At 67.9% G+C, this 11,616-nt stretch carries 14 protein-coding genes; 9 read left to right on the top strand and 5 right to left on the bottom strand.

All coding sequences use genetic code 11. From position 1 onward, the window contains the following. Positions 1 to 498: 498 nt before the first annotated feature. On the top strand, positions 499 to 1,746 hold the full coding sequence (locus tag FB455_RS33550) for an FAD-dependent oxidoreductase (RefSeq protein ID WP_030274989.1): 1,248 nt from the start codon (positions 499 to 501) through the stop codon (positions 1,744 to 1,746). A gap of 494 nt (positions 1,747 to 2,240) precedes the next feature. Continuing rightward, positions 2,241 to 2,411 carry a TraR/DksA family transcriptional regulator gene (locus FB455_RS35055; RefSeq protein WP_230650302.1) on the top strand — a complete coding sequence of 57 codons (171 nt, stop codon included), beginning with the start codon at positions 2,241 to 2,243 and terminating at the stop codon, positions 2,409 to 2,411. A 73-nt stretch (positions 2,412 to 2,484) separates the two neighbouring features. Here the strand turns inward: FB455_RS35055 and FB455_RS33540 are convergent, their stop codons facing one another. The 3 genes from FB455_RS33540 to FB455_RS33530 form a co-directional block, all read right to left on the bottom strand. Beyond that, entirely contained in the window at positions 2,485 to 2,751 is a 267-nt protein-coding gene (locus tag FB455_RS33540) for a cation:proton antiporter regulatory subunit (RefSeq protein ID WP_030274987.1), read from the bottom strand. 69 nt (positions 2,752 to 2,820) lie between these two features. After that, entirely contained in the window at positions 2,821 to 3,573 is a 753-nt protein-coding gene (locus tag FB455_RS33535) for a rod shape-determining protein (protein ID WP_262419303.1), read from the bottom strand. A gap of 166 nt (positions 3,574 to 3,739) precedes the next feature. Continuing rightward, a complete protein-coding gene (locus FB455_RS33530; protein WP_223201179.1) occupies positions 3,740 to 3,946 on the bottom strand; it encodes a hypothetical protein in 207 nt (68 codons plus the stop codon). A gap of 209 nt (positions 3,947 to 4,155) precedes the next feature. Here FB455_RS33530 and FB455_RS33525 point away from each other — a divergent pair, with 209 nt between their 5' ends. Then, positions 4,156 to 4,467, top strand: coding sequence for a hypothetical protein (locus tag FB455_RS33525; RefSeq protein WP_051611147.1), 312 nt, complete (start codon positions 4,156 to 4,158; stop codon positions 4,465 to 4,467). 23 nt (positions 4,468 to 4,490) lie between these two features. Continuing rightward, entirely contained in the window at positions 4,491 to 4,664 is a 174-nt protein-coding gene (locus FB455_RS34495) for a hypothetical protein (RefSeq protein WP_157539094.1), read from the top strand. A gap of 176 nt (positions 4,665 to 4,840) precedes the next feature. On the opposite strand, the gene FB455_RS33520 is transcribed toward FB455_RS34495, so the two are convergent. After that, positions 4,841 to 5,527 (bottom strand): response regulator, encoded by a 687-nt coding sequence (locus FB455_RS33520; protein ID WP_013476175.1) that lies wholly within the window; start codon positions 5,525 to 5,527, stop codon positions 4,841 to 4,843. Continuing rightward, complete coding sequence (locus tag FB455_RS33515; RefSeq protein ID WP_255368317.1) at positions 5,524 to 7,167, bottom strand: sensor histidine kinase; 1,644 nt, start codon at positions 7,165 to 7,167, stop codon at positions 5,524 to 5,526. Before FB455_RS33515 ends, FB455_RS33520 begins: the two co-directional genes overlap by 4 nt. 168 nt (positions 7,168 to 7,335) lie before the next feature. Between FB455_RS33515 and FB455_RS33510 the strand changes: the two genes are divergently transcribed. From FB455_RS33510 to FB455_RS33490, 5 genes are all read left to right on the top strand, one after another. Beyond that, positions 7,336 to 8,316 (top strand): Bug family tripartite tricarboxylate transporter substrate binding protein, encoded by a 981-nt coding sequence (locus tag FB455_RS33510; RefSeq protein ID WP_232236797.1) that lies wholly within the window; start codon positions 7,336 to 7,338, stop codon positions 8,314 to 8,316. Next, positions 8,313 to 8,942, top strand: a complete 630-nt coding sequence (locus FB455_RS33505; RefSeq protein ID WP_030274982.1) for a tripartite tricarboxylate transporter TctB family protein — start codon at positions 8,313 to 8,315, stop codon at positions 8,940 to 8,942. The genes FB455_RS33510 and FB455_RS33505 overlap by 4 nt, the downstream gene beginning before the upstream one ends. Beyond that, positions 8,943 to 10,445, top strand: coding sequence for a tripartite tricarboxylate transporter permease (locus tag FB455_RS33500; protein WP_013476179.1), 1,503 nt, complete (start codon positions 8,943 to 8,945; stop codon positions 10,443 to 10,445). After that, positions 10,442 to 10,894, top strand: coding sequence for a universal stress protein (locus tag FB455_RS33495; RefSeq protein ID WP_013476180.1), 453 nt, complete (start codon positions 10,442 to 10,444; stop codon positions 10,892 to 10,894). The genes FB455_RS33500 and FB455_RS33495 overlap by 4 nt, the downstream gene beginning before the upstream one ends. 163 nt (positions 10,895 to 11,057) lie before the next feature. Further along, on the top strand, positions 11,058 to 11,540 hold the full coding sequence (locus FB455_RS33490; protein ID WP_486481636.1) for a LysR family transcriptional regulator: 483 nt from the start codon (positions 11,058 to 11,060) through the stop codon (positions 11,538 to 11,540). The last annotated feature ends 76 nt before the right edge of the window (positions 11,541 to 11,616 follow it).

The following is an 11,616-nucleotide window of genomic DNA, read 5'->3' as shown; positions in this document are numbered from 1 at the left end:
ATGGAAACGGTTGGCTCGACACCACCGGACCTACCGAGGGCCTTCCCTCACCTCAACCCGACACGCCGCCACACCCCAAATCTCAAACACTCACTTAGAACTCCTAACCCCGATGATTCGCCGGTGACGGCCGCTTGTTCGACCAGGCCCGCAGCTATCGACCAATGTTGATGGAGTGCGTGGTCTGGGCGGGGGCGGCGGCGAGGTGCGTCTGTGGCAGCACCACGACGTGCTGACCTGCCAGGTCAGCGACAACGGGCCCGGGCTGGGCGAGATTGCCGTCGCGCTGCCGTCGCCTGATGGTTTCCGAGCGTCGGCAAGGTGTGACGCATCAGCTGACCGGCCACAGCCCTGGCCCGGTATGCGGTGACCAGGCGATCATGGCCGGAAAGCAGGCCCGGATGGCGCGCCCAGCTACCCAACGGCTGTCGAGACGGCACAGCGCAGCAGAGGAGTGGTATGTCTGACGAGCTCGGCGTGACAGGCACTCCCGCGTTCGTGCGCGGCTCACCGTGTGACGTCGCGGTGATCGGAGCGGGCATGGTCGGCTTGTCCACGGCCTGGTTCCTGCAGGAAGCCGGCGCACGGGTGACGGTCTACGAGCGTCATCACGCTGGCGCCGGCTCGTCGTGGGGCAACGCCGGCTGGCTGACCCCGGGGCTGACCGCCCCACTGCCGGAACCTGCGGTGCTGCGTTACGGTCTACGCGCGGTGCTCAGCGCCCGATCCCCGGTGTACCTGCCGCTGCGGGCCGACCGTGACCTGTGGCGTTTCCTGCTGTCGTTCGTGTTCTACAGCACCGCCCGGCGGTGGCGACGGGGCATGGCCGCCTACGTCCCCCTCAACGAGCGCTGCCTGGATGCCTTCGATGCCCTCGCGGCCGGCGGTGTGAGCGCCGTGACGACGCCGGCGGAACCCTTCCTGGCCTGCTTTGCCCGCGAGCGTGACAGCCGTGGGCTGCTGGACGAGCTGGAACAGATGGGCGACGCCGGTCAGGACGTCACCTTCCGCCCGGTGACCGGACAGGTGGTCCGATCGATGGAGCCCGTTCTGAGCGACCGGGTCGGTGCCGCCGTCCAGATTTTCGGGCAGCGGTACCTGAACCCTTCCGAGTTCATCCCGTCGCTGGCGGATGCGGTCCGGGCCCGCGGCGGCCGCATCCTCGACAACAGCGAGGTGACCGGTCTGCAGCCGGCAACCACGGACGTCCGCGTCACCGGCCCATTCGGGCAGCAGCGCCGCCATGACGCTGTGGTCATCGCCACCGGAGCGGCCTTCGGTGAGCTGGCGGCACGCTTCGGCGTACGTCGCCCGGTGCAGGCCGGGCGCGGCTACAGCTTCAGCGTGCCTGTCGAACGGATGCCCGCCGGCCCGCTGTACTTCCCGGCGCAGCGGGTCGCCTGTACTCCGTTGGGCAGCCGGTTGCGGGTAGCCGGGATGATGGAGTTCCGCCGGCCCGCCGACGAGTTGGACCCGCGACGCATCACCGCCGTCGTCGACGCGGTGCGGCCGTTGCTCAACGGGGTGAACCTTGATGACCGTCGCGACGAGTGGGTCGGTTCCCGGCCGTGCACTCCTGACGGCCTGCCGTTGATCGGCGCGACCGCCGCGCCGCGGGTGTTCGTCGCCGGTGGCCATGGCATGTGGGGCATCGTCCTGGGGCCGATCACCGGACAGTTGGTGGCCCAAGCGGTGCTCAAGGGTGAGGTGCCCGCGGAGCTGGCGCCGTTCGACCCGCTGCGCTAGCGGGTGCGTCAGCGCTGCCGAAGCCCCTGCCGAACGTCCGGAACGATCAATTCAAGGTGGTCCGATGCTGGTGGCGAGCTCTCGCTCGCACACCGTCACTGCGTTGGCGGCGTTCAAAGCTGTCCATCTCACGGCCCCGCGGCCGATCGCCGCAGTTTCCGACGGTTGCTCCTCGAGCAGGACGGCGACTGGGCAACGCAGCCCGCAGCCGTCGGGTCGAGACCCACGGCGAGCGAGGTAGTTCACGACACCCACCGATCGCCAGGGCGAAGCCGTTCGAGCTTCCGCCCTCTTGCTTCCCGAAGCACTTTCGGCCTCCCGACCAAAAAGCGGTACATGAGCGTCGACATCGAAGTATCCGATCAGGGCTGGCTCGCCGGCCTCCGTGCGTCGCTGAGCGAGGACTTCGCCGCCCAGACGACCGGCTCAAGGAACTGACGGAGATCTCGGCCGACACCGGCGACCCCGGCGAAGCACACAACCGGGCGGCACTGGTGACGGCCACCCGGCACAACCTCGAACAGATCACCGGTGCGCTGCGACGCATCGCCGAGGGCAGCTACGGCCGCTGCGAGAAATGCGGCGGCCTCATCCCCGCCGAACGGCTCGAAGTGCTACCGCATACCCGGTTCTGCGTCCCCTTCCAGCAGAAACACAAGGGCTGACGGAATGCCGCGGCAGCGGCCGCGCCGGCCTCGTCGCCGGCGCGGCCGCTGATCATGGCAGCACTCAGCCCCGTCACCCGGCAGCCGGATGGCGGGGCTGCCGAGTGGTTGTGACATCCACGTCGATGACGTCCAGGATGCCCAGCAGTCCCGCCAACGCGATCGCCTCGCTACGCGAGAGGGTCAGGCTGCAGGTGGCATCGGGATCGTCGCTGACGCCGTGGATCAGCTCGCGTCGACCGCCGGCGTAGTGGGTGACAACGCCGACCCGATGACCGGTGACGGTGGTGAATGCGTGGCACTCTCCGATGCCCGGCAGCGGTGTGAATTCGACGTCCATGACAAACTCCGGAAGAAGACGACCGCAACCGCGGCCGGGAAGTGGATACGGATGCGGGACCGGCCCACGTCAGTTCGTGAGTAGCCGGCGCAGGCCGGTGAGCGTGGCCAGCGGCGGTTCGGCGGGCATCGTGATGGAGCGGCCGGTCAGCGCGGCCAACCTCGCGGCGGCTCCGGCGGCGGTCGCACCACCACCGGTGAGCAGCAGCCGCCGCTGACCACCCCGCGGACGGTCGAGACGGCGCACACAGTCGGCGATCGCCGGGATCCGGTCGACGGATCCGGCGTCATCGACACGCTCCGCCGCGACGATGCTGCGGTCACAGATGCGTGCCACTTCGGTACGTCCGGATCCGATGTCCACCACGACCACGTCACCGCCCGGGTCAGGACGGCAGGCCAGAGCAGCCGCGAGTGGCTCCTCCACTGCATTGACCCGTCCACCGACGGCACGGCGGACCGCGGCGACAAGCACGTTGCGCTGGCGCAGGGTCGCGGTCGCCGGCACACCGACCAGTACGGGATAGGCGGTGTCGGAAGGTAGGCGGAGATCGGCGGTCAGCAACCGGAGCAGGTGCACGCAGGCGAAGAAGTCGCGCACCACGCCGTTGCGCACCGGCCACGTGGCGGTCACACCGCGGGTCTGAGCGGTCAGCGCGGCTCGTCCGGCCACGTGCCGGTCGGTGCTGGGGCGGCAGAGCACCGTCGGTTCAGTGATCACCGTTCCAGCCTGCGGCGTCCACAGCCGGACGGTGGACGTTCCGAGGTCAAGGGCAAGGCACGACTGTACGCCCGGACGAGCGTAGGCGCCGGCGGTCAGCATGTCGTCCACCCGGGTACGTCGGGGACCAGGTGTCGAGGGCTAACGAAGGGAAGCGACGTCGCCGGCAGGTCAATGGGCATGCAGAAGCGAAAGTCATGAATGAAGGGTGGCATGGTGCTCCCAGCCAAGGGGCAGCGTCGTGTCCGACGCCGCGCAACGGGCGGCTTCAGGCGGTGAGCGTCCACGTCGGCGGGGCCCGGTCCGCCGACCACGCCGGTACACAGCCCGGGACCGCACAGCGGGTCAGCCGGAAGACGATGCACAACCCGATGTCCCGGGCGGTGGACACGACCAACACCAGCACAGCCCAGACGAGCAACGTCGGCACCGCAACTCGCCGGCCGACGCCCCCGAAGCCGCGCCCGTCATCCATGTCGGCCACCATAGCCGTCCAGAACAGGAAGGGCCACGACAGCACTCAAGCGGTCGACCGAGGTCTCGGTCATCCGGCCCGCACCGCAGCCAGTGACCGCGGGCCGGTTGCCGGGCATCGGCAACGAGCGCGACGAAGTTGCGCCGGATCCGACCGCTTTCACTGAGCTGTTCAGCGGCGACGACGGGATTCGGTAAACGCTTGTATCAATGGAAGTGATCGGTGTAACCGTGCCCGCGAACGTCCTCTCGTCCGACCAGCGCGCTGCCGGTATGTGTCGCTCTGCCCCGCAGACCGCGGTCGCGATTGGCCTCGGCAGCAGCTCGATCGGCGTCTGGGCGGCGCACCGCGGCACCATCAGCGCGCCGTGCGGGGACGCGTCTACCTCCGCCGGTTCTCTGATCCGGCGCGGCTGTATCGTCGACGCCGACGGCTGCGTGATCCTGCTGTCCCACTTGATCCGCCTTTTCAGCGAACCGGTGCCTCCGGCGGTGTCGTCGCGGCCTGCCGCCCGGTCCTAGCCGGCGAACACGACCAGACCGTGATGCGCCGCGTCGTCGAGACGGTCCTCGCACCCTCCCGCCTGGTGTTCATCGACACCGTGCGCGCCGCCGCGATCGGCTCGGGAGCAGCCGGCAGCCTGCTGGTCACCGACGTCGGAGCCCAGCTGACCGAGGTCGCCCTGCTGCACCACAGGCGGGTCGCAGCACGGCCGTGATCTCCGGAACCGACCCCCCGGCGGCGAAGCACGCCAACCGCCTGCCGCCGTACCGCCTCACACTCGCCCACCGCGCGGACAACCCACCTCATCGAAATGCCCCATCACCCGGGCCCGCGGTGATTAACGGTGACGACCACGCTGACAGGCCGAGTTGCAATGAACGAGTTGACCTTTCAAGATCCAGAACGGACCGTCCAGCGGTAACGGCGTTCCGGCCGTCCGGTGTTTCCGTACCTGAGTGTTACTGCGGCCCGGCCGACTACGGCGAAGTGTTCGAGGTAACGGCGGGCACTGACTCGGGAGATGCCGATCTGATGCGCACACTCGGCGGCGGAGAGGGTTCCCGCTTGCTTCCGGAGGATCTCCTCCACCAGTCCGGCAGTCTCTGGGCTGAGGCCGCGGGGGAGAGCGGACGAGCCGGTGATCGGGCTGCTCGACGTGAGCGCCCGGTCGATATCCCCCTGGTCGCAGACCATGCTCTTCGAGAGAGTGCTGCGCCGCGCGGCATACTGCTCGAGCCTGCCCCGCAGTTCCTCGAAGCTGAATGGTTTGAGAAGGTAGTTGACCGCGCCGTACCGCACCGCCCGGCGTACATTGTCGCTCTCCCGGGCAGCGCTGATAACGAGGACATCGCAGTCATGCCCGGCGGTGTGCAGCCTGGCGACCACGTCGAGGCCGAACATGTCCGGAAGGTACAAGTCGAGCAGCACCAGGTCTGGGCGCAACTGCTCCACCGCGGCGATTGCCTCTTCCCCGGTGCTCGCGGTTGCCACGACCCGGAAGTCTTCGAGCCGTTCGACGAAACCGCGATGGATCCGGGCCACCCTGAAGTCATCATCAACGATCAGCACGTCGATCACGGCCCTGCCTCCAGCGGCGCTACCGACATTCGCGCGGTGAACATCGCGCCCTCCTCGGTGTTCGTCACTGCGACCTCACCACCGCGGCGGTGACAGACCATGCGGGTGAGCGCGAGGCCGATACCCCGTTCACCGCCCTCTGCCGCTTTCGTCGTGAAACCGTGGGCGAACACTTCCTGCGCCAGTCGGGGAGCGATCCCCGGCCCCGAGTCGCGGACGACGATTTCGATCGATGCGGAATCCTGACGCAACTCGACTTCTACCCACTGGTTTCCGGCGCCCGGCCTGCCGTTGATGTCCGGGCAGGCGCCCGAGTCCGCGGGGGAGACATTCCGGCCTCCTGCGACGGCTTCGACGGCGTTGTCCACGAGGTTGCCCAACACCGTACCCACATCGGCTGATACCGCCATGTCCAGCCGGCCCAACCTGGTCCGCTCAGAGATCCGCAGTTCCACGCGGCGCTCGGCGGCGACCGCCGATTTGGCCGTGAGCAGAGCTGCCACCGCAGTGTCGTGGATCCGGCTCGTCACCGCGAGGTCCAGGGAGGCGCGATGCCGGCTGAGCGCCTCGACATACCGGACCACCTCCTCGTGCTCACCGATCTGGATCAGCCCGGAGATGGTGTGCAGCTGATTCGCGAACTCGTGTGTCTGTGCGCGCAGCGACTCAGTGGTACTGCGAAAGGAACCGATCTCCTGCTCCAGGCGGGCCAGCTCGGTCCGGTCCCGCAGTGTGGTGACCGAGCCGAGCCGCCGGCCGTCCTTGTTCACCCTCATCCGGCTCATCACGAGCACCCGGCCGCCCCGCACCACGACCTGGTCCCGCGTCTCCCGCGCGCTGCCCGCCCCCGTGAGTACGTCGCGTAGCCGGCCCTCGATCCGTAGCTCCGACAGGCTGCGGCCGAGGCAATGTTCGGGCAGGTCGAGCAATCGGCGGCCGACAGAGTTGACCAGCGTGACCCGGTGTTGCGGATCGAGCGCGATGACCCCTTCGGCTAGGCCGTGCAGCAGCGCTTCCCGGTGCTCTGCCAGACCGGCGATCTCCCGCGGTTCGAGGCCGAGGGTCTGCCGCTTGATGCGCCGGGCCAGCAGCCATGATCCGAGCACTCCGAGGGCGCTGGCTATGCCGAGGTAGGTGAAGAGGTAGGACGAAGCGCCGACCAGCCGTTGCCACCAGGACGGAAGTGCCTCGCCGACCATCACCACGCCCAGATGCCGCCCGAGGTTCTCCTTCTTGCGGTCGCCCAGGACCGGCACCTGCGCCACCAGCTCGCGTGCCCCGCCCACCGCCAGCTCACCGAACCAGCTCCGACCGCCGGCGACCCTCGGATCACCGAGCACCATGAGGCTGCCGACAAGCGTTGGGTTGGTGGAGGTGACTATCTGTCCGCTGTCATCGGCGACGCTGACGGTGGTCACGTTTGCCTGAACCGGCAGGTTCTGCACCAGGGACGCGATCGTCTCCCCGGGCGCCGGCCGGTCGAGGCGGTCCCGTAGCAGCGGGTTCCCGGCGAGTTGTTCGCCGAGGGCAGCAACACGGCGGCCTTCGACCCGGTTGAAGGTGGCCGCCGACTGCGCCAGCGACACGGCCGCCACCGCTGCGAGCACCACGACGATGATCGCGAGTTGGAGAGCGAGCAACTGCCCGGCGAGCGTACGACGCCGAGGCATGACCGCGACCACAACGACCTCAACTTCCGCTGGTGACACAAGGCAGACGGGGACCCTGCGTCGGGGTCATCATCTTGCCGCCGGTCTGAATCGAAACGGAAGAGAAACATGATGGCAACCAGAAGAAATGCGCTACTCGTGGGCGTCTCCGTAACCATGGCGCTTGCCCTGGTGGGCTGCGGCGCCACGGCAGAAGAGGGCGAGGCGGGCGTGGGCGGCGACGGCAAGCCGATCACCGGTCTACGCATCATGGTGCCGAACAGCCCCGGTGGTGGATACGACACCACGGCCCGCACGGCGGCGAAGGTGATGGAGGATGCCAAGATCGCCGCTGGCGTGCAGGTGTTCAACCTGCCCGGAGCGGGCGGCACGGTCGGACTGCAGCGCATCGTGAACGAGAAGGGCAACGGCAAGCTTGCGATGCAGATGGGGCTGGGGGTGGTCGGCGCCTCGTACACCTCGAAGTCGTCGGCCACTCTGACCGATACCACCCCGCTGGCCAAAATGATCGAGGAAGCAGGCGCGGTCGTCGTGCCGAAGGACTCGCCGTACCGGACGATCAACGACTTGGTCACGGCCTGGAAGGCCAACCCGGAGGGCCTCGCTGTCGGCGGCGGCTCGTCTCCCGGAGGCCCCGACCACCTGCTGCCGATGCAATTGGCCAAGACCATCGGCATCGACCCGCGACAGGTCAACTACATCTCGTACGACGGCGGAGGCGAGCTACTGCCAGCCTTGCTCGGAGGCAAGGTGGCCTTCGGCGCAAGTGGGTTCGGGGAGTTCCTCGATCAGGTCGAGGCCGGGCAGCTCCGGGTTCTCGCGGTGACCAGCGAAGCGCCGGTCGACGCGCTTCCGGAGGTACCGACGCTGAAGTCCGCAGGTATCGACCTCGTCTTCACCAACTGGCGGGGCATCGTCGCACCGCCCGGCATCAGCGACGCTGACAAGAAGCTGTGGATCGATGCGTTGACCAGGATGCACGACTCCGCCGAGTGGAAGACCGAGCTCACCAAGCGGGGCTGGACTGACGCGTTCGTCACAGGCGATCAGTTCGCCGCCTTCCTCACCCAGCAGGACAAGTCGGTGGCTGACCTGCTCAAGCAGCTCGGCCTGGCATGACCGGCCGGCCGAGCCGATCGGATCGGGACGGCGGTTCGCCGTCTCGGTTCCCGGCGTTGTCTGACATCCCGATCCAGCCCGCGCCCGAGCCGTCGGACGCGGTACGAGCGGACGACGCTCCGCGTTCCGCAGCGGATGCGTCGAAGCCGGACCGCGCACAGTACGTCGTCTGCGTCTTCCTGGCGCTGGTCGGGGTCATGGTTGTCGTCGACGCGACCCAGATCGGTCAGGCGGTGAGCAGCACCGACCCGCTCGGCCCACGGCCGGTGCCGATCCTGCTCGGAACGCTGCTCATGGTCGTCGCGGTGGTCTACGCCGTTGATGTGGCTCGTGGCGGCGTCGGTGAGCCGGAGGCTGGCGAGGACGTCGACCTGGCCACTCCTGTCGACTGGCGCACCGTCCTGCTTCTCGTCGCGGCGTTCCTGACCAACGCAGTGTTGATCGAGCCGCTCGGCTGGGTGATCAGTGGCGCGTTGCTCTTCTGGGGTACGGCGTTCGCGCTCGGCAGCCGCGACCACGTCCGGAACCTGCTGATCGCCGTGGGGCTCTCGCTCATCACGTTCTACACATTCGCCATCGGGCTTGGCATCAACCTGCCCGCTGGCGTGCTGCGAGGAGTCCTGTAGATGCAGAACCTCCATTCGCTTCTCGACGGGTTCGCCCACGTGGCGACGCCGATGAACCTGCTCATCGCGCTTCTCGGTGTCACCATCGGCACCGCGGTCGGTGTACTACCGGGCATCGGCCCCGCGATGACAGTGGCGCTGCTGCTGCCTGTGACGTACGGCATGGAGCCCACGCAGGCCTTCATCATGTTCGCCGGCATCTTCTACGGCGGAATGTACGGCGGATCGACCACGTCGATCCTGCTCAACACTCCCGGTGAGTCCTCGTCGGTGGTGACCGCGATCGAGGGCAACAAGATGGCCAAGGCCGGCCGGGCAGCGCAGGCGCTGGCCACCGCCGCGATCGGGTCGTTCGTCGCCGGAACCATCGCCACCCTGCTGCTTGTGGTCATCACCCCGCCGGTGGTCCGGTTCGCGGTCAGCCTCGGCGCGCCGGACTACTTCGCCCTGATGCTGCTGTCGTTCGTCGCCGTCACCTCGGTGCTGGGCGCCTCCCGGGTACGCGGTTTCGCCTCGTTGCTGATCGGCCTGGTCATCGGAGTGGTGGGGATCGACAGGGTGACCGGTCAACAGCGGCTCACCTTCGGTGTGCCGCAGCTCGCAGACGGCATCGACGTGGTTGTGGTGGCTGTCGGGATCTTCGCCGTGGGCGAAGCGCTCTGGATCGCCGCGCACCTCCGACGCCGTCCGGCCGAGGTGATCCCGGTCGGCCGGCCGTGGATGGGCCGCGACGACTGGCGCCGGTCCTGGAAGCCCTGGCTGCGCGGCACCGCTTACGGATTCCCGTTCGGGGCGCTACCCGCGGGTGGCGCTGAGATACCCACGTTCCTGTCGTATGCCACCGAGAAGAAGTTGTCCAAGCACCGGGACGAGTTCGGTCGGGGAGCGATCGAAGGCGTTGCCGGCCCCGAGGCGGCCAACAACGCGTCCGCCGCCGGCACGCTGGTACCGATGCTCGCCATCGGCCTGCCCACCAACGCCACCGCCGCGGTGATGCTGGCCGCCTTCGAGCAGTACGGCATCCAACCCGGCCCGCTGCTCTTCGAGCGGGAGTCGGGTCTGGTCTGGACGCTCATCGCCAGCCTCTTCGTCGGGAATCTGCTGCTGCTGGTGCTGAATCTCCCGCTCGCGCCCGCCTGGGCGCGGCTGCTTCGGATTCCTCGACCGTATCTCTACGCCGGCATCCTCTTCTTCGCGTCGATGGGCGCGTACGCCGTCAACGCACAGCCGTTCGACCTTTTCCTGCTGCTCGTACTCGGCCTGCTCGGCTTCGGCCTGCGCCGGTTCGGGCTGCCGATCCTGCCGCTGATCGTCGGGGTGATCCTGGCTCCGCGCGCCGAACTGCAGGGCCGCCGGGCGTTGCAGCTGTCCGGTGGAGAGTGGCACGGGCTGCTGGGTGGCTGGGTGTCGGGTCTGATCTACACCACCGTGCTGGTGGTGCTCTTCTGGCCGTTGGTCCGGCGGTTCGTCCTCCGCCGGCGTGCAAGGATGGTGACAGGGTGACCGTTCTGGTGGGATACGTTCCATCCCCGATGGGAATGGCGGCCCTGCAGGCCGCGATCGGACAAGCGCGATTCCGCGACGAGCCGGTGCTCGTGGTGAACACCTCGCGGGGAGATGCCTACGTCGATCCCTGCTTCGCTCAGCAGCCCGACCTGGACGCGGTGACCCGCGAGCTGACCGCGTCCGGGGTGCCGTTCGCGATCAGGCAGCTCATGCAGGGTCGGGACGCCGCCGAGGAGATAGCCGATCTCGCCGAGGCGCAGGATGTGTCGTTGGTAGTCATCGGAATCCGGCATCGAAGCCCGATCGGCAAGCTGATCCTGGGCTCGACCGCACAGGAGATCCTGCTCCGGGTCTCCTGCCCGGTCCTCGCGGTGAAGGCCGTGACGCCACGACGGATATCTCGGGCAGCGGGGCCGTCCCGCTGGCCTCTCCCCAGTGAGCCGTAGCCGCCGGTCACCACCACGAGCCCAATGACGGTTCATGAATGCTCGTGAAGCTTCCGCCCGCCATTGCCACCGAGACTGCGACGCTTTCTTGACGACATGACCTCGCGCGAGGACGGGGGAGTAGCGACTACCCGGCCTGAACCCGGATGGATAGGGTGCACGCATGGATCTGGAAATCCGGCATCTGAGAGTCGTTTGCGCGATCGCCGATACCGGAAGCATCTCGAAAGCAGCATCCAGACTGGGGATCTCGCAGCCCTCCGTCACGACCCTGCTTCAGCGTGTCGAACGGATGGTCGGTCATCAGATATTCCAGCGCGGGCGCGGTGGCGCTCGATCCACCACCTTCGGAGAGCAGTTCCTCCAACGAGCCCGCCTATTGGTCGCCGAAATGGACGCGTTGGGGGGAGAGATCGCCGGCCCGGCGGGCACGATCCGATTTGGATCGGTGCACATGGAGTGCGTCTCGTCTCTGTTCCATTGTCTGGAGACGAGCTTCCCGGATATCTCTTTCTCCATGTGCGTCGAGCCGTCCAGCCTGAGGCTCGCCCAGCGACTGGTGCACGGGGACCTCGATGTGGCGGTGCTGGCGATTGCGGAGTCCCATCAGATTCCACTCCCGCAGGAACTAAGGGACGTCTCGTAACTGGGTGAAGGCGTTGCGTGGGATGGGGCCGGTGGTCAGCCGGCGAGGATGATGTTGTGGAGGTTGGCGATGCCGG

It is taken from the genome of Micromonospora sp. CNZ296 (genome assembly GCF_007827635.1).
This window is presented reverse-complemented; position numbering and strand designations above follow the sequence as displayed.

Coding starts and splice junctions, on each gene's coding strand:
- FB455_RS34495 (WP_157539094.1), top strand. CDS start 4,491: ATGCGCCGCGTCGTCGAGACGGTCCTCGCACCCTCCCGCCTGGTGTTC.
- FB455_RS33535 (WP_262419303.1), bottom strand. CDS start 3,573: ATGCTGACCGCCGGCGCCTACGCTCGTCCGGGCGTACAGTCGTGCCTT.
- FB455_RS33505 (WP_030274982.1), top strand. CDS start 8,313: ATGACCGGCCGGCCGAGCCGATCGGATCGGGACGGCGGTTCGCCGTCT.
- FB455_RS33490 (WP_486481636.1), top strand. CDS start 11,058: ATGGATCTGGAAATCCGGCATCTGAGAGTCGTTTGCGCGATCGCCGAT.
- FB455_RS33500 (WP_013476179.1), top strand. CDS start 8,943: ATGCAGAACCTCCATTCGCTTCTCGACGGGTTCGCCCACGTGGCGACG.
- FB455_RS33540 (WP_030274987.1), bottom strand. CDS start 2,751: ATGGACGTCGAATTCACACCGCTGCCGGGCATCGGAGAGTGCCACGCA.
- FB455_RS33530 (WP_223201179.1), bottom strand. CDS start 3,946: ATGGATGACGGGCGCGGCTTCGGGGGCGTCGGCCGGCGAGTTGCGGTG.
- FB455_RS33525 (WP_051611147.1), top strand. CDS start 4,156: ATGGAAGTGATCGGTGTAACCGTGCCCGCGAACGTCCTCTCGTCCGAC.